This window comes from Aestuariivirga sp., assembly GCF_044239095.1.
Taxonomy (GTDB): Bacteria; Pseudomonadota; Alphaproteobacteria; order Rhizobiales; family Aestuariivirgaceae; genus Aestuariivirga.
Map to the genome: position 1 here is coordinate 1 of NZ_JBIICB010000070.1, position 16230 is coordinate 16230.

Genomic DNA, 16230 nt, shown 5'->3' on the forward strand with positions numbered 1-16230 from the left:
CCCCGGTGGGGGAGAGGAATAATATGTGCCCTCTACCGCGGTGGGGGAGAAGAATGACGAGTGCAACAGGCATGGCTGGGCTTGCCCAACGGCGCCCTCCGCTTCCCCACGGAGGGCGTTCGTGCGTTTGGCAACAGCTCATTCCTCTCCCCCGGTGGGGGAGAGGAATAACATGTGCCCTCTACCGCGGTGGGGGAGAGGAATGGCGTGTGCGGCCCCATGGGGGCTTATGCCCCGGCGTCTGTAATTCTGGACAGTACGCGCCACGGCCATTAAGACCGCCGCAAATCCATTCACTCAATTGCCGGGCGTCACATGACAGGGCTTGCTCAGATCCGTTCCACCTTCCTCGACTTCTTCAAGCGCCAGGGGCATGAGATCGTCGCCTCCTCGCCGCTCGTTCCCCGGAACGACCCGACCTTGATGTTCGCCAACTCCGGCATGGTGCAGTTCAAGAACGTCTTCACCGGCATGGAGAAGCGCCCCTACAGCCGCGCCACCACGGCCCAGAAATGCGTGCGCGCCGGCGGCAAGCACAATGACCTCGACAATGTGGGCTACACGGCGCGCCACCACACCTTCTTCGAGATGCTGGGCAACTTCTCTTTCGGCGATTACTTCAAGGCCGAGGCGATCGAATGGGCCTGGACGCTGGTGACGCGCGAATATGGCCTGGCCAAGGACAAGCTCACCGTCACCGTCTTCTCCGAGGACGACGAGGCGCATGCGCTGTGGAAGAAGATCGCTGGCGTTCCCGACAGCCGGATCATCCGCATCCCCACCTCCGACAATTTCTGGTCGATGGGCGATACCGGCCCCTGCGGCCCGTGCTCGGAAATCTTCTATGATCATGGCGACAAGATCTGGGGCGGGCCTCCGGGCTCGGCGGAGGCCGATGGCGACCGCTTCATCGAGATCTGGAACCTGGTGTTCATGCAATATGAGCAGCTCTCGAAGGAAGAGCGCGTCCGCCTGCCCAAGCCCTCGATCGACACCGGCATGGGCCTCGAGCGCATCTCGGCCGTGCTGCAGGGAACCCATGACAATTACGAGACGGACCTGTTCCGCGCGCTGATCGCTGCCATCGTCGAGCGCACCGGGGTTGCTGCCGAGGGTGATGCCAAGGCCTCGAACCGGGTGATCGCGGATCATTTGCGCGCTTCGTCCTTCCTCATCGCCGATGGCGTGCTGCCGTCGAACGAGGGCCGCGGCTATGTGCTTCGTCGCATCATGCGCCGCGCCATGCGCCACGCCGAGCTTCTGGGCGCGCGCGAGCCCCTCATGCACCGCCTGGTGCCCGCGCTGGTGCGCGAGATGGGTGCGGCCTACCCCGAACTCGTGCGCGGCGAGGCGATGATCACCGAGACGCTCTATCTGGAGGAGAACCGCTTCAAGAAGACGCTGGAGCGTGGGCTTCGCCTGCTGGACGAGGGCTCCTCGGGCCTCGCCAAGGGCGATACCTTCTCGGGCGAGACGGCGTTCAAGCTCTATGACACCTATGGCTTCCCCCTCGACCTGACGCAGGACGCGCTGAAGCCGCGCGGCATCGAGGTCGACACGCTTGCCTTCAACGCCGCGATGGAGGCCCAGCGCGAGGACGCCCGCAAGGCCTGGAAGGGCACGGGCGAGGCCAAGACCGAGGCCATCTGGTTCGAACTCCGCGAGAAGGTGGGTGCGACCGAATTCCTCGGCTACGACACCGAGACGGCCGAAGGCATCGTCCGCGCCATCGTGGTCGACGGCAAGGAGGCTGAGAGCCTCAATCCCGGCCAGAAGGGCGCCATCATCGTCAACCAGACGCCGTTCTACGGTGAGTCGGGCGGCCAGACGGGCGACCATGGCGTGATCCGCACGGCGGAAGGTGCCGTGTTCCGCGTCACCGAGGCACAAAAGCGCGTGGGCGATCTCTTCGTCCATGTGGGTGAGGTTGAGCAAGGGTCGCTGAAGCCCGGCAACGCTGTCGAGCTTCACGTCGACCACCAGCGCCGTTCGGGCAATCGCATTCACCATTCGGCCACCCACCTGCTGCACGAGGCGCTGCGCATCACGCTGGGCAGCCACGTGGCGCAGAAGGGCTCGCTCGTCGAGCCGAACCGCCTGCGCTTCGACGTTTCGCACAACAAGTCGATGAGCCATGACGAGATCGCCCAGGTCGAGGCCATCGCCAATGAGATCGTGCTGCAGAACGACGCCGTCAACACGCGGTTGATGACGGTCGACGCCGCCATCGCCGAAGGCGCCATGGCGCTGTTCGGCGAGAAATATGGCGATGAGGTGCGTGTCGTCTCCATGGGCCGCAATGCCCATGGGGCTGGCAAGCCCATCTACTCGCAGGAACTCTGCGGCGGCACGCATGTCTGGCGCACGGGTGACATCGGCCTCATCAAGGTGGTGAGCGAGAGCGCGTCCGCCGCGGGCGTGCGCCGCATCGAGGCGCTGGCCGGCCCCGCCGCGCGCACCTATCTCGAAGAGCAGGACCGCCGCGTGCAGGCGGCTGCCGCAGCGCTGAAGGCGCCAGCTTCCGAGATCGTCACCCGCATCGAGGCGCTGATGGACGAGCGCCGCAAGCTCGAGAAGGAACTGGCCGAGGCCAAGAAGCAGCTGGCCATGGGCGGTGGTGCAAAGGGCGGCGACGAGGGCATTTCCGAGGTCAATGGCGTGAAGCTGATGGCCCGCGTGCTGAAAGGCATTTCGCCCAATGACATGAAGGGCCTCGTTGACGAGGGCAAGGCCAAGCTGGGCTCCGGCGTGGTCGCACTCGTGGGCCTCAATGACGAAGGCCGCGCGGGCCTCGTCGTCGGCGTCACTAATGACCTGACGGCGCGCTTCAGCGCCATCGACCTGGTGCGTGCGGGTGCAGCGGCACTGGGCGGCAAGGGCGGCGGCGGCAGGCCCGATATGGCCCAGGCCGGTGGGCCTGATGGCGAGAAGGCCGAAGAGGCGCTGGCGGCGGTGAGGGCTGCGCTGGGATGACAGGCCGCCTCCCGCGCCGGGTGATGCAGTGTGCCGCCGCGGCGGCGCTGCTTTTCCTTGGCGTCGGAACGGCAACAGCCTGCGGCTTCGAGGACCCGAACAACGTTGCATTCCAGCGCGGCATGCTGAATTTCGCTTTTCCCAAGGCGCTCTATGTTTCAACGGCCGTATGGCAGGCGCAGGTGGAGGGCATTCTGGAGCGCGATCAGGCATCGGGCGCCAACCGCGCGCTGCTGGGGTTCCGCCGGGCTGCCGATGCGCTGGACACGGTGGCGGAAGAACTCGATGCCGGGAACCCCGCACTTCCAGCCTTCACCCTCGTCATGATCGGGCCCGTGCTGTGGACGCGCTTTGCGGAGCAGGGCGGCGCCATCACCGCCACACCCCATGTGAAGGGCCCGGCGGCGGGCGATGTGGTGGTGGTGAGCGACGAGCCCGTCATCATCGCCATGGCCAAGGGCAGGCTTGATGGCCGTGCGGCGCTCGCACTTGGCCTCATCCGGCTCTATGGCGAACCGGCCCGCGTGGCGGCTCTTGAAGCAGCGCTGCGGCGCACGGGCGGAGCGAAGCCCTGAAGCGTCAGTCTGGAGGCCACCGGTCCGTATCGTGGTCGGGGTGCTGGCGGGATGTGAGCTTCGCCAGGTCCTCCGGCGTCCGGTCGTCCGCCGTGGTCCGGGCGGGGAGGCCAGGGAGGGCATCTGCCCAGGGCAGCTTGCTTTCCACGCCCACCACGTGATCGGGGGCAGCGGATGAGGGATCGTCCAGCGTGCCGATGGCGATCTCGTAGACGGGCCAGCCGTCTTCCAGCATGAACATCGGCGTGCCGCAATCCTTGCAGAAGCCGCGTGCCACGATGGGGGAGGAGCGGAATATGGCGGGCTCGCCCCTCGTCCAGCGGAAATGGGCAGGGTCGACGCCGACGAGCGGCGCCCCGAAGGAGCCGAAGGCCTTCTGGCACATGCGGCAATGGCAGAAGCCCGCGGAGCCAAGTGGTCCCTCGATGCGATAGCGCAGCGCGCCGCATTGGCAGCCGCCCGTGGTGACAATGCCTGTCATGGCCCGGATCCCTTCGAAGATGCCACGCTGCATGTCAGTATCACTTACCTTTCCATGCTTGCAATCCTGACGTGCTCCAATAGCATACACGCTTCGGGCAAAATGCGCACCTATGCCTCGCTCTTGCTGCACTGCAAGATAACAGGAGAATTCTGATGAGTGGAACTGCCGCGAATGGGGAGGCTTCGGAAGAGGCGGCATCTTCAGGCAACGGCGTGCGGCGGCCGGGTTTTCTGGTGCTCACTGTGGGCTCGATCGGCGTCGTCTACGGCGACATCGGCACGAGCCCGCTTTACGCCTTCCGCGAGGCGGTGGCAGCCGCCATGCGCTCTGACGGCGCGGTGAGCGAGGCCATGGTGCTGGGCGTGCTGTCGCTCATCCTGTGGGCGCTGATTCTCATTGTCACCATCAAATATGTGCTGATCCTGCTCAATGCCGACAATCAGGGCGAGGGCGGAACGCTTTCGCTGATGGCGCTGGCGCAGCGCGCCATGGGCAAGTCGGTCACATGGCTCGCGGTGCTGGGCATGATCGGCGCGGCGCTGTTCTATGGCGATGCCATCATCACGCCGGCGATCTCGGTGCTCTCGGCTGTCGAGGGGCTCAAGATCATCACGCCGGCCTTCGAGCCCTATGTGCTGCCCATCGCGCTGGCGATCATCGTTGGGCTGTTTCTCGTGCAGTTCCAGGGAACGGCCCGGGTGGCGGCCTTCTTCGGCCCGATCACGCTTGTCTGGTTCCTGAGCCTCGCCGCGGCGGGCCTCTATCACATCTTCGACCATCCCCGCGTACTGATGAGTTTCAACCCGTACTATGCGGTGAACTTCCTGATGAACCACGGGCTCATCGGGTTGGTGACGCTGGGGGCCGTCTTCCTCGCGGTGACGGGGGCGGAGGCGCTTTATGCCGACCTCGGGCATTTCGGCAAGCGGCCCATCCAGGCGGCCTGGCTCACCGTGGTGCTGCCTGCGCTGGCTCTCAACTATCTGGGCCAGGGGGCACTGCTGATCGCCAACCCGGCGGCCATCGACAATCCCTTCTTCCGCATGATGCCGGATTGGGCGCTGATCCCCATGGTGGTGCTGGCGGCCGCGGCAACCATCATCGCATCACAGGCGGTGATCACCGGCGCCTTTTCGCTGACCCAGCAGGCGATCCAGCTGGGCCTGCTGCCGCGCATGGAAATCCGCTTCACCTCCGAGTCGCATGCGGGGCAGACCTACCTGCCGCAGGTCAACTGGCTGCTGCTGGCGGGCGTCATTCTTCTCGTCGTCTTCTTCAAGACGTCGAGCGCGCTCGCCACCGCCTATGGCATCGCGGTGACCGGCACCATGGTGGTGACCGCCACGATGGCCATCGCCGTGATCTGGAAGGACTGGCGCTGGCCGCTGTGGCTGACGCTGCTCGTCATGATGCCGCTGTTGTTGATTGACGTGATTTTCCTCGGCGCCAATGCGCTCAAGATCATGGACGGTGGCTGGATGCCGCTGGCACTCGGCGCCGCCATCCTGCTCCTGATGTGGACATGGCGGGAGGGCTCCCGCCTGCTGGCGGAAAAGACGAGGCTCTCCGAAGTGCCGCTTGCGGAGTTGGTCGAGAGCCTGACGGCACGGCCACCCGAAACGGTGCCTGGCACGGCGGTGTTCCTCTCCGCCCAATCCGGCAGCGCGCCATCGGCGCTGATGCACAGCCTCAAGCACTACAAGGTGCTGCATGAGCGCAATGTGATCCTGCGGGTGAGGACAGCCTCCGTGCCAACCGTTCCGGCGGCCGAGCGGCTGAAGATCGAACAGCTGTCCGAGCGCTTCTACAAGGCGGAGCTGACCTTCGGCTTCATGGAAGCGCCCAATGTTCCCGCAGCCTTGCTGAAGTCGCCGCAGTCAGGCTTGAAGTTCAGCCTGATGGACACGTCCTTCTTCCTCTCGCGCCGCAGCGTGCGGGCCTCGAAGTACCAGGGCATGCCGGTGTGGCAGGACAAGCTGTTCATCATGATGGCGAAGAACGCCAATGACGCGAGCAGCTATTTCCGCCTGCCGCCGGGACGGGTCATCGAGGTGGGGAGCCAGGTGACGGTGTAGGGCCTAAAAGAATTCAACAATAAAGTCCGTCACCCCGGCGAAGGCCGGGGTCCAGCTTTCGGCGTCCGCAGCTGGATCCCGGCCTTCGCCGGGATGACGGCATAAATGGGGTTCACCCCATCGCCTTCTGAAGGTTCGCATCGACCGCATCGAGGAAGCCCTCGGTGGTGAGCCAGTTCTGGTCGGGGCCGATCAGGACGGCCAGGTCCTTGGTCATCTTGCCTTCCTCGATGGTCTGGACGACGACCTTCTCCAGCGTCTCGGCGAAGCGGGCAAGGGCTGCGTTGTCGTCGAGCTTGGCGCGGTGCTTGAGGCCGCCGGTCCAGGCGAAGATCGAGGCGGCGGAGTTGGTCGAGGTCTGCTTGCCCTGCTGGTGCAGGCGGTAATGGCGGGTCACCGTGCCGTGGGCGGCTTCCGCCTCCACCGTCTTGCCGTCGGGCGTCATCAGCACCGAGGTCATCAGGCCCAGCGAGCCGAAGCCCTGGGCGACGATGTCCGACTGCACGTCGCCGTCATAGTTCTTGCAGGCCCAGACATAGCCGCCGGTCCACTTCAGCGCGGAGGCCACCATGTCGTCGATCAGGCGGTGCTCGTAGAACAGCTTGCGCTTCTCGAACTCGGCCTTGAATTCCGCGTCGAAGATCTCCTGGAAGATGTCCTTAAAGCGCCCGTCATAGGCCTTGAGGATGGTGTTCTTGGTGGAGAGATAGACCGGGTAATTGCGCATCAGCCCGTAGTTGAACGAGGCGCGGGCGAATTCCTTGATCGACTCATCGAGGTTGTACATCGCCATGGCAACACCGGCGCCCGGCGCCTTGAACACTTCCTTCTCGATCACCGAGCCGTCCTCGCCCACGAACTTGACGGTGAGCGTGCCCTTGCCGGGGAAGGTGAAGTCGGTGGCGCGGTATTGGTCGCCGAAGGCGTGGCGGCCGATGATGATGGGCTGCGTCCAGCCGGGAACCAGGCGCGGCACGTTCTTGCAGATGATGGGCTCGCGGAAGATGACGCCGCCCAGAATGTTGCGGATCGTGCCGTTGGGCGACTTCCACATCTGCTTGAGGCCGAATTCCTTCACGCGGGCTTCGTCCGGCGTGATGGTGGCGCACTTGACGCCCACGCCGTGCTTCTTGATGGCGTTGGCGGAATCGACCGTCACCTGGTCATTGGTGGCATCGCGGTTCTCGACCGAGAGGTCGTAATAGTGAAGATCCACATCGAGATAGGGCGTAATCAGCTTCTTCTTGATGAGGTCCCAGATGATGCGGGTCATCTCATCGCCGTCCAACTCGACAACCGGGTTCTGGACCTTGATCTTCGCCATGGGGAAAGCCTTCTGTTGCGCTGCGGTATGTTCCTCGCCGCCTATAGCAGGCGGACGGGGAGGCGGCAATTCAGACTGTAGGCGAAGGGCCTTGACACCCTTGAAAGGGCGGGGGAAGCCGGTCCAGTGTGGCCGCCCTGCCTGAGAATGAATGATTCCCCACCCATGACCTGCCCGAAGCTCGACCGCTCCAACATCGTGGCGTTCATCGCCGGCATCTTCGAGCGGCGCGGGGCGGGAGCCTATCTGGGTGAGGCCGTGCGCGTGCGCATCTGGGACGATCAGTGCAAGCAGCCTGGCATGAAGACCCCCGCGTTCCGCTACGCCACGCCGCTCTTGGGGCGCGTGGTCGCGCGGCAAGCGTCATAACGCGCGTGTTTCTCATTCTTCAGGGCGTCATCCCGGCGAAAGCCGGGATCCAGCTTTCTTCGGGTCTTCCAAAGCTGGATTCCGGCTTTCGCCGGAATGACGGAATTTGGGATGGAGCGCGCGCATGACACTCCGCGCTTCCGCCGAAGCCAATGCGCTGACGCATCCGAAATTCGTGCTTTACTGGCTGGCCATCGGGTGTGCGTCCTTCGCCGTGCAGATCATGTCGGTGTCGGTGGGCTGGGAAGTCTACGACATCACGCGTGACCCGCTCTATCTTGGCTATGTGGGCCTGGCCCAGTTCCTGCCGCCCTTGCTGCTCGTGCTGGTGACGGGGCTGGCCGCCGACCGCTTCAACCGCCGCTTCATCATGGCGGGCTGCTTAGGCCTTGAGGCGCTCTGTGCGCTGGGGCTCTTGCTGTTCACCCTGTCGAAGCCAACCGACGTGACCCCGGTTTTCGGCATCCTCGTTGTTCTGGGCATTGCCCGGGCCTTCTTGAACCCGGCCTCCGATGCGCTGGCCCCCAACCTGGTGCCGAAGGAGGCGATCGCGCACGCGATCTCGCTTACCACCATGATCTGGCAGGTGGCGAACATCGCAGGACCCGTGGCGGGCGGGCTGCTCTATGGCCTGGCGGGTGAAGTGGCCTATGGCGTGGCGCTGGTGCTGGTCGCCGCCGCCGCACTGCTGGTGCTGATGATCGGGCGCGTGCCGCAGACCAACCATGCTGGCGAAGAGACGACACTCTCCACCCTCTTTGCGGGCTTCACCTTCATCCGCAAGGAGAGGATCGTTCTGGGGGCGATCTCACTCGACCTTTTTGCCGTGCTGCTGGGCGGGGCGGTGGCGCTTCTTCCGGTTTATGCGCGTGACATTCTCGAGGTGGGTCCGTGGGGCCTGGGCCTGCTGCGCGCGGCGCCTGGCGTCGGGGCCGTCGCCATGGCGCTTTACCTTGTGCGCTATGGCATCAAGGACAAGGCGGGCGTGATCCTGTTTGCAGGCGTTGCCGGCTTTGGCCTCTGCACTGTGGTGTTCGGCTTCTCCACATGGGTGCCGCTCTCCATTGCGGCACTCGTGCTCATGGGCGCCTGTGACATGGTGAGCGTCTATATCCGTGAAACACTGCTCCAGCTCTGGACGCCGGATGAGGTGAGGGGGCGCGTCAATGCCGTGAACCGCGTCTTCATCGGCGCCTCCAACGAGCTGGGCGAGTTCCGCGCCGGTGTGGTGGCGGCCTGGGTGGGGGCCGTGGCGGCCGTGACGCTGGGCGGGGCGGGAACCGTCATGGTCGCAGGGCTCTGGTCCCGCTGGTTTCCGGAACTTCGCACTGCGAGGCGGCTGGACGGGCGGGGCTAGGGCCGCTATTTCCCATCCCCATCATGGCTGGAACGGACAAGACGAAGAATCAGGTTCTGGGACCCGCACCCATCGCGGTGCTGGTGAGCCCGCAACTGGGCGAGAACATCGGCACGGCGGCGCGCGCCATGGCCAATTTCGGGCTGCATGAGCTGCGCCTGGTTGACCCGCGTGACGGCTGGCCGAACGAGAAGGCGCTGACCTCTTCCTCCGGCGCCAACTGGATCATCGAGAATGCCACCGTGCAGGCGACCCTGCCGGAGGCCCTGAAGGACGTGACCTACGTCTATGCGACGACGGCCAGGCCGCGCGGTATGATCAAGGAAGTGGTCACGCCAGAGCAGGCGGGCCATGACATGCGCGCGCGGGTGGCGCGGGGCGAGAAGGTGGCAATCCTCTTCGGGCGCGAACGCACGGGGCTCTCCAACGATGAGATCTCGATGGCGGACGTGATTGTGACCGCTCCCGTCAACCCGGCTTTCGCCTCGATCAATATCGCGCAGGCGGTGCTGCTCATGGGTTATGAATGGTACAAGGGCCTGGCCGAAACGCTGGGCCAGCAGACGCCGGAGCTTCCCGCCCTCGAAGGGCCGGGCCTGCAGACGCCGGACACGCGGCCCGCCACCAAGGAGGAGCTCTTTGGCTTCTTCGACCACCTGGAGCGTGAACTCGACATCACGGGCTTCTTCAAGACGGACGACAAGAAGCCCGGCATGCTGCGTAACATCCGCAACCTCTTCGGCCGCGCCGAGCTCACCGAGCAGGAGGTGCGCTCGCTGCGCGGCATCGTGTCTTCGCTCACCCGCATGCATGAGCGGCGGAAGGAGCTGCGGGAAAAGGAGCAGAACGAGGGATGAGCACGCCGCGGGTGCTGCTGTTCGACTCCGGCATGGGTGGCCTCACCGTGGCCCGCTCGGTGCGTCACGAACTGCCCTTCGCGCATCTCGTCTATTCCGCCGACAACGCCGCCTTTCCCTATGGCGCATGGGAGGAAAAGGCGCTGGTCGACCGCATTCTCTTCGTGATGGGCGAACTCATCGCGCGGGTGGAGCCCTCGATCGTGGTGATCGCCTGCAACACGGCCTCGACCATCGCACTCGGCGCGCTGCGTGAACGTTTCAGCGTGCCCTTCGTCGGCACCGTCCCGGCGATCAAGCCCGCTGCTGCGCAGACGAAATCGGGGCTCGTCGGCGTGCTCGCCACACCAGGCACGGTGAAGCGCGAGTATACCCAGGCCCTGATCCACAGCTTCGCCTCGCACTGCCATGTGGTGCTTCAAGGCGCGCCGCGCATGGCCGAGATGGCGGAGCGCAAGCTGAAGGGCATTGCCGTTGACCTCGAGGAACTGAAGCAGGAAGTGGTCCCTGTCTTCATCGAGGACAGCGGGCGGCGCACCGACGTCGTGGTGCTGGGCTGCACCCATTACCCGCTGCTGACGGACGAATTGGCGAAGGTGGAACCGTGGGTCGTCCGCTACATAGACCCCGCGCCCGCCATCGCGCGGCGCGTGGCGGACGTGCTGGGCGAGACGCAGGCCGTTGCGCCGGGAAAGCTGGTTCCGCCGCATAACGCCGTGCTGCTTACCTCGCGGCGGGAAGATGCCGAGGACGCGCTGCCGGCCTATGCGAAGATGAGCTTCCATCTGCCGGAGTTTCTGGATTTGAAGGTTTAGGTATCTCGCCATGTCCAAGCTCATCGTCCTCTCCCGCGTCGCGGGAGAGGAAGGGGCCCCAACGAAGTTGGGGGAGGTGAGGGGAGCGCAGACTCTGCACTGATTGGCGTGGTTGTCTTCCCCTCATCTCCCCGTTGCGTTCCGCAACGGGTCCCTTCTTCTCCCGCTGAAGGAGCGGGAGAAGACACAGGGCTTGAGACACGGGGTCTCTCACCCCTTGTCCAGCCCCATCGTCAGCCCACGGACGAGGTGGCGCTGTACCAGCAGGATGACGACGAAAGCCGGCAGCATGCTGGCGATGCTGAGCGCGGAGGTGAAACCCCAGGTCTGCGTGACGATGAGGCTCAACTGCACGGGGAGCAGGCGGATCGTCGTGGTGAGGAACAACGCCATCAGGAACTCCGTCCAGGAGAAGATGAAGCACAGCACGGCGGTGGCGGCGATGCCGCTCCTGATCAGCGGCAATTGGATTCGGCTGAAGGCCTGCCACGGCGTGGCGCCGTCGAGGAACGCGGCCTCGCCCACCTCGCGCGGCACGTCATCGAAGAAGGATTTGAGGAGCAGGATCGCGAAGGGCAGGTTCGCCGCCGCATGCGCGAAGATCACGCCCGCATGGGTGTCGCGCAGGCCCAGCTGGTGGTAGATGAAGACCAGCGGCACCAGAACGGCGATGGGCGGCATGATGCGCTGGAACAGCACCCAGAGGAAGATAGGCCTGCTGCTGCGGTTCGCGACGACGGAGAGGGCATAGGCCGCCGGAAGTGCTGCGAGCAGCACCAGCAGCGTCGAACCCACCGCGACGAGGATCGAACTGAATATCGCCTGGTTCGAGGAAAAGAAGGCCGGGCCTTCGCCCAGCAGGGTGACGCGGTAATTGTCGAGGGTGGGGGTGAAGTTGAACCAGGTGATGCGGTCAAACTCGAAGATGGCGCTGACCGGTTTGATCGAGGTGAGGCCCCACCAGAACAAGGGGAACATGAAGCAGCTCACGGTCAGTATTGCGGCGGCATCCCTGAGGAGGCGAAGGTGGAGCGGGCTGGTCATCGGGCGGAGACCATGTCGGAGCCTCCGCAAGCCAGCAAGCGCAGATTTGACATGCCCCCCACCTTCGCCTATACGCGCCGCAGCACGGGGCTTTTCGGCCCCGTGTTTGCTTGCCCGTGCCCCTTGATGGGGCTGTCGGCCGGGAGACCGGTGCCAGGAGGGTGGGTTCTCTTGAAACCAATACGGAGACCGTAAATGACAAAGCGCGCAAACGCGAAATATAAGATCGACCGCCGCATGGGCGAGAACATCTGGGGCCGCCCGAAGAGCCCTGTCAACAAGCGTGAATACGGCCCCGGCCAGCATGGCCAGCGCCGCAAGGGCAAGATGTCGGACTTCGGCACCCAGCTGAAGGCCAAGCAGAAGCTTAAGGGTTATTACGCCAACCTGTCCGAGCGCCAGTTCCGCAAGACCTATGACGAGGCCATCCGCCTGACGGGTGACACCTCCGAGAACCTCATCGGCCTGCTCGAGCGCCGCCTCGACATGGTGGTCTACCGCGCCAAGTTCGTGCCGACCGTCTTCGCTGCCCGCCAGTTCGTGAGCCACGGCCACGTGAAGGTGAACGGCAAGCGCGTCACCATCGCTTCCATCCGCATCCGCCCCGGCGATACGATCGAGCTCACCGACAAGGCCAAGGGCCTCGCCAATGTGCTTGAAGCCACGCAGCTCGCCGAGCGTGACACGCCCGACTACATCGAAGTCGACCACAAGGGCATGACCGCCCGCCTGGTGCGTATCCCGGCCCTTTCGGACGTGCCCTATCCCGTCCAGATGCAGCCGAACCTGGTCGTGGAATACTACTCACGCTAAGTTATCCGGCGCGGGAAACCGCAATCCCACTCAAGGTTCAGGGCCATCACATATGACATGTGGTGGCCCTTTTGCTTGCACTGCACGCTGTGAGACAGCCTATGCGCGCATCATGGTTTATTCCTCAATCTTCGCTTGGTGATCCTGCGTTGGCTCGTCCCATGCCTGACAAACGTTTCGCTTCTGCAGAGGAAGGTGATAAGGTGAAGCTGGGGAACGGTCTGACCATGCAGGAAGTGCAAAATGACACGTTTCAAGCTGCGATCCACGGTTCTCCTCACAGTCACCTTCATGACCGCCCTCGCCACGCCGGTATTGGCTGTTGAAGGCGGCACGAGTTTCTATCTTCTCGGTTCGAAGACCACCATGGCAGGCTATCTTCCGCCGCCGGGCTTCTATGGCATCCTGTCGAATTACGCTTATTCCGGCAGTGCTGATATCGATTTCGAATCGGCGGGCGTCAATCTCTCCGGTGGCATCGACGCCGATGCCTATATCGCGCTGCCGACGGCCTTGTTTGTTCTGGACAAGGATGTGCTGGGCGGCAACCTCGCCTTCACGCTGACCACGCCCTATGGCGGCAAGCAGATGGAGGCGGGCGTCATCACCGGGCGCACGGGTCAGGAGTTCAATACCGACCGTGACAACTGGGCCTTCGGAGACCCCGTGCTGGGCGCGACACTCGGCTGGCATGACGGCAACATGCACTACACGCTGGGCACACTTATCAACGTGCCCATCGGACAGTGGGAGTTCGGAAACCCCGTCAACATCGGCTTCAACCGCTGGGTCGTCGACACGACGGGCGCCTTCACCTACCTCAATCCCGAGACGAAGCTGGAGCTGTCGGGGGCGGCGGGCATCACCTTCAATTTCGAGAATCCCGACACGGAATACAGGTCAGGAACCGAGTTGCATGCCGAAGGCGCTGCCATGGTGCATCTCGCCCATGGCCTCAGCCTCGGCGTCAATGGCTATGCCTACAAGCAGGTCACGGGCGACAGCGGGTCAGGCGCGGTGCTGGGTGATTTCGAGGGGCAGGTCTTCGCCCTCGGCCCCGCCCTCGATTACACATTCAAGGTTGGCAACACGCCGGTCGTCACGAACCTCCGTTATTTCTATGAATTCGGCGTGGAGAACCGGCTGACCGGATCCGCGGGCTTCCTGAACATCGCCGTACCCATCGGCGGTCATTCGACTGAGAAGCATTGAGGAAGATGTAATGGCCTTGCTCACTGTCTTTCGGCTTAACGGCCTCGCAACGCTATTTGCCTGTGCGCTGATATGGTCTGGACAGGCCCTGGCGCAGGACCAGCGGCCCAATATTCTGCTGATTGTTGCCGATGATGCGGGCTATGCGGACATCGGCAGCTTCGGCGGCGAGATCCAGACGCCCAACATCGATGCGCTCGCCGCCACCGGCGTGCGCTTCACGCAGTTCGGGGTGAGTGCGACCTGCTCACCCACCCGCTCCATGCTGCTGACAGGAACCGACAACCACCTCACCGGCCTTGGCAACATGGCGGAGTTCATGGCCCCCAACCAGAAGGGCAAGCCGGGCTATGAGGGATATCTGAACGAGGGCGTTGCCCCCATTCCCGCACTCCTCAAGGATGCGGGCTACAACACCTACATGGCCGGCAAGTGGCACATGGGCGAGGAGCCGGAGCATTTCCCCGCCGCGCGCGGCTTCATGCGTGACCTGACATTGATCCCCGGCGGCGGCAGCCACATGGACGACATGTGGGGCGCCAGTGGAGAGCGGCAGCTCTATACTTACAACGGCAAGCCGCTGCAGGCGCTGCGCCCCGGCTTCTACTCCAGCGAGGACTATACCGCCGCCATCATCAGCAACATCGCGGAAAACCGCGCCAGCGGAAAGCCGTTCTTTGCCTATCTTGCGCTGCAGGCGCCGCATGATCCCTTCCAGCTCCCCGAGGAATGGCTGGACCGCTACGAGGGCCGCTACGACCAGGGCTATGACGCAACACGCGCCGCCCGCATTGAGAGGATGAAGGCGCTGGGCATTCTGGCGCCGGATGCCACGGTGTTTCCGCGGCTTCCGAATGTTCCCGCATGGAATGACCTCACGGAGGAGGAGAAAAAGAAGTCCGCCCGCCGCATGGAACTCTTTGCCGCCATGGTCGCCAACATGGATGAGAACATCGGCAAGCTGATCGCATACCTCAAGACATCGGGGCTCTACGACAATACGCTCATCATCTTCCTCTCCGACAATGGGCCGGAAGGAAACATCATGGACATGGGCCCGCCCTGGGATAACAGCAACCTCGAGGACTGGGGCCAGAAGGGCACCTTCATCCAGTATGGGCCCGCCTGGGCGCAGGTGGGGGCAGGGCCGTTCCGCATGTTCAAGGGTTACCTATCGGAAGGGGGCATTCGGACACCGCTCATCATCTCGGGCGCCGGTGTGAAGGGCAGCGGCCGGATATCGGACGCGGTGGTGCATGTGAAGGACATTCCAGCCACCATCCTCGATGCGGCCGGCATTGCCCACCCGGACAGCTTCAACGGCAACAAGGTCGCCCCGCTGCAGGGCAAGGCGCTGGTGCCCATTCTCGCGGAGAAGGCCAGCGCGGTGCGCGGGGCCGATGACTGGACCGGCTGGGAGCTCTTCGGCAACCGCGCCATCCGCCAGGGCGACTGGAAGCTGCTGTGGATGTGCAAACCCTTCGGCGCCAGCCAGTGGCAGCTGTTCGACCTCAAGTCGGATCCCGGCGAAACGCGGGACCTTGCGGCAGAAAAGCCGGAGATTCGCGACCGGCTGGCCAAGCACTGGGACGACTATGTGAAGATCAACAATGTGATCTTGCCCGATGTGTCGCCACTTTGCGGGAAAGACTACGCCAGGTAGAAATTCTGTCTACAACCTCTATCGCTTCTTTTGGGAAAAATCTCTAACCTTTGTGCAGCTTCAAGCAGTCGAACCATCGATTCGCGTTATCGTGGTTCAGCCAGAGACAGGGCATCACGCCGCTGTCCGTGAAGCGCTAAGGGGGGTTACTCCATGGATATCGTCGGACTCATCATTCAGCTCATCGCAGGCGCCATTGGTGGCAATGCGGCGGGCAAGGTCTCGAAGGGCGTCAGCCTCGGCGGCACCGGAAACTCGATTGCCGGCGCCATCGGCGGCGTGGTTCTCGGCCAGATCATCGAGCGCCTCACCGGCGGTGCGATTCCTGCGGATGCCGCGGCTGCCGCAACCTCGGGCCTCGACATCGGCTCCATCATCTCGAGCCTCATCGGCGGCGGTGCCGGCGGCGCAATTCTGACGGCCATCATCGGCGCCATCAAGAACCGCTGATCCACGGTCAATTTCGTCACCAGGCCGCCGGGCCACCAAGTCTGGCGGTTTCTTGCCTGTGGTCTAGTTGAGCCGCCACTCGCTGCCGACATGGCGGAGGTCCACCGGCGCCACGATCCCCGCATGCGCCACGCGCACCGAGGCCAGCGGCCCTTCGAGGTTGTGCGACCAGAAATCGAGAAACTGGATCAGGCGCGGAAACTTGGGCGCCAGGTCGTA

15 protein-coding genes are annotated in these 16230 nt (G+C 64.0%); 11 read left to right on the forward strand and 4 right to left on the reverse strand.

Annotated elements, in window-relative coordinates:
* The first annotated feature begins 315 nt into the window (after positions 1 to 315).
* Both alaS and ACILRA_RS08760 read left to right on the forward strand, forming a co-directional pair.
* Complete coding sequence (gene alaS, locus ACILRA_RS08755) at positions 316 to 2973, forward strand: alanine--tRNA ligase (RefSeq protein ID WP_395661720.1); 2658 nt, start codon at positions 316 to 318, stop codon at positions 2971 to 2973.
* Positions 2970 to 3548 (forward strand): hypothetical protein, encoded by a 579-nt coding sequence (locus ACILRA_RS08760; RefSeq protein WP_395661721.1) that lies wholly within the window; start codon positions 2970 to 2972, stop codon positions 3546 to 3548. The genes alaS and ACILRA_RS08760 overlap by 4 nt, the downstream gene beginning before the upstream one ends.
* 4 nt (positions 3549 to 3552) lie before the next feature.
* On the opposite strand, the gene ACILRA_RS08765 is transcribed toward ACILRA_RS08760, so the two are convergent.
* Positions 3553 to 4029, reverse strand: a complete 477-nt coding sequence (locus ACILRA_RS08765) for a GFA family protein (protein WP_395661722.1) — start codon at positions 4027 to 4029, stop codon at positions 3553 to 3555.
* A gap of 155 nt (positions 4030 to 4184) precedes the next feature.
* Here ACILRA_RS08765 and ACILRA_RS08770 point away from each other — a divergent pair, with 155 nt between their 5' ends.
* Entirely contained in the window at positions 4185 to 6107 is a 1923-nt protein-coding gene (locus ACILRA_RS08770) for a potassium transporter Kup (protein ID WP_395661723.1), read from the forward strand.
* A 112-nt stretch (positions 6108 to 6219) separates the two neighbouring features.
* On the opposite strand, the gene ACILRA_RS08775 is transcribed toward ACILRA_RS08770, so the two are convergent.
* Positions 6220 to 7431 carry an NADP-dependent isocitrate dehydrogenase gene (locus ACILRA_RS08775; protein ID WP_395661724.1) on the reverse strand — a complete coding sequence of 404 codons (1212 nt, stop codon included), beginning with the start codon at positions 7429 to 7431 and terminating at the stop codon, positions 6220 to 6222.
* Positions 7432 to 7596: 165 nt separating this feature from the next.
* On the opposite strand from ACILRA_RS08775, the gene ACILRA_RS08780 reads away from it, so the two are divergent.
* From ACILRA_RS08780 to murI, 4 genes are all read left to right on the forward strand, one after another.
* A complete protein-coding gene (locus ACILRA_RS08780) occupies positions 7597 to 7800 on the forward strand; it encodes a hypothetical protein (protein ID WP_395661725.1) in 204 nt (67 codons plus the stop codon).
* Positions 7801 to 7924: 124 nt separating this feature from the next.
* Positions 7925 to 9157, forward strand: coding sequence for an MFS transporter (locus tag ACILRA_RS08785; RefSeq protein WP_395661726.1), 1233 nt, complete (start codon positions 7925 to 7927; stop codon positions 9155 to 9157).
* Between the two features lie 23 nt (positions 9158 to 9180).
* Positions 9181 to 10014, forward strand: coding sequence for an RNA methyltransferase (locus tag ACILRA_RS08790; RefSeq protein WP_395661727.1), 834 nt, complete (start codon positions 9181 to 9183; stop codon positions 10012 to 10014).
* On the forward strand, positions 10011 to 10829 hold the full coding sequence (gene murI, locus ACILRA_RS08795) for a glutamate racemase (protein ID WP_395661728.1): 819 nt from the start codon (positions 10011 to 10013) through the stop codon (positions 10827 to 10829). The genes ACILRA_RS08790 and murI overlap by 4 nt, the downstream gene beginning before the upstream one ends.
* Positions 10830 to 11039: 210 nt before the next feature.
* Here murI and ACILRA_RS08800 read toward each other — a convergent pair whose 3' ends face one another.
* A complete protein-coding gene (locus tag ACILRA_RS08800) occupies positions 11040 to 11873 on the reverse strand; it encodes a carbohydrate ABC transporter permease (protein ID WP_395661729.1) in 834 nt (277 codons plus the stop codon).
* Positions 11874 to 12068: 195 nt separating this feature from the next.
* Here ACILRA_RS08800 and rpsD point away from each other — a divergent pair, with 195 nt between their 5' ends.
* The 4 genes from rpsD (at position 12069) to ACILRA_RS08820 (ending at position 16011) form a co-directional block, all read left to right on the forward strand.
* Complete coding sequence (rpsD, locus tag ACILRA_RS08805; protein ID WP_395661730.1) at positions 12069 to 12686, forward strand: 30S ribosomal protein S4; 618 nt, start codon at positions 12069 to 12071, stop codon at positions 12684 to 12686.
* Positions 12687 to 12929: 243 nt separating this feature from the next.
* Entirely contained in the window at positions 12930 to 13898 is a 969-nt protein-coding gene (locus tag ACILRA_RS08810) for a transporter (protein WP_395661731.1), read from the forward strand.
* A gap of 10 nt (positions 13899 to 13908) precedes the next feature.
* Positions 13909 to 15561 carry an arylsulfatase gene (locus ACILRA_RS08815; RefSeq protein WP_395661732.1) on the forward strand — a complete coding sequence of 551 codons (1653 nt, stop codon included), beginning with the start codon at positions 13909 to 13911 and terminating at the stop codon, positions 15559 to 15561.
* Positions 15562 to 15714: 153 nt separating this feature from the next.
* Complete coding sequence (locus tag ACILRA_RS08820) at positions 15715 to 16011, forward strand: hypothetical protein (RefSeq protein WP_395661733.1); 297 nt, start codon at positions 15715 to 15717, stop codon at positions 16009 to 16011.
* 63 nt (positions 16012 to 16074) lie between these two features.
* On the opposite strand, the gene ACILRA_RS08825 is transcribed toward ACILRA_RS08820, so the two are convergent.
* Entirely contained in the window at positions 16075 to 16224 is a 150-nt protein-coding gene (locus tag ACILRA_RS08825; protein WP_395661734.1) for a hypothetical protein, read from the reverse strand.
* Between the last annotated feature and the right edge of the window lie 6 nt (positions 16225 to 16230).

Coding starts and splice junctions, on each gene's coding strand:
- alaS (WP_395661720.1), top strand. CDS start 316: ATGACAGGGCTTGCTCAGATCCGTTCCACCTTCCTCGACTTCTTCAAG.
- ACILRA_RS08760 (WP_395661721.1), top strand. CDS start 2,970: ATGACAGGCCGCCTCCCGCGCCGGGTGATGCAGTGTGCCGCCGCGGCG.
- ACILRA_RS08765 (WP_395661722.1), bottom strand. CDS start 4,029: ATGACAGGCATTGTCACCACGGGCGGCTGCCAATGCGGCGCGCTGCGC.
- ACILRA_RS08770 (WP_395661723.1), top strand. CDS start 4,185: ATGAGTGGAACTGCCGCGAATGGGGAGGCTTCGGAAGAGGCGGCATCT.
- ACILRA_RS08775 (WP_395661724.1), bottom strand. CDS start 7,431: ATGGCGAAGATCAAGGTCCAGAACCCGGTTGTCGAGTTGGACGGCGAT.
- ACILRA_RS08780 (WP_395661725.1), top strand. CDS start 7,597: ATGACCTGCCCGAAGCTCGACCGCTCCAACATCGTGGCGTTCATCGCC.
- ACILRA_RS08785 (WP_395661726.1), top strand. CDS start 7,925: ATGACACTCCGCGCTTCCGCCGAAGCCAATGCGCTGACGCATCCGAAA.
- ACILRA_RS08790 (WP_395661727.1), top strand. CDS start 9,181: ATGGCTGGAACGGACAAGACGAAGAATCAGGTTCTGGGACCCGCACCC.
- murI (WP_395661728.1), top strand. CDS start 10,011: ATGAGCACGCCGCGGGTGCTGCTGTTCGACTCCGGCATGGGTGGCCTC.
- ACILRA_RS08800 (WP_395661729.1), bottom strand. CDS start 11,873: ATGACCAGCCCGCTCCACCTTCGCCTCCTCAGGGATGCCGCCGCAATA.
- rpsD (WP_395661730.1), top strand. CDS start 12,069: ATGACAAAGCGCGCAAACGCGAAATATAAGATCGACCGCCGCATGGGC.
- ACILRA_RS08810 (WP_395661731.1), top strand. CDS start 12,930: ATGACACGTTTCAAGCTGCGATCCACGGTTCTCCTCACAGTCACCTTC.
- ACILRA_RS08815 (WP_395661732.1), top strand. CDS start 13,909: ATGGCCTTGCTCACTGTCTTTCGGCTTAACGGCCTCGCAACGCTATTT.
- ACILRA_RS08820 (WP_395661733.1), top strand. CDS start 15,715: ATGGATATCGTCGGACTCATCATTCAGCTCATCGCAGGCGCCATTGGT.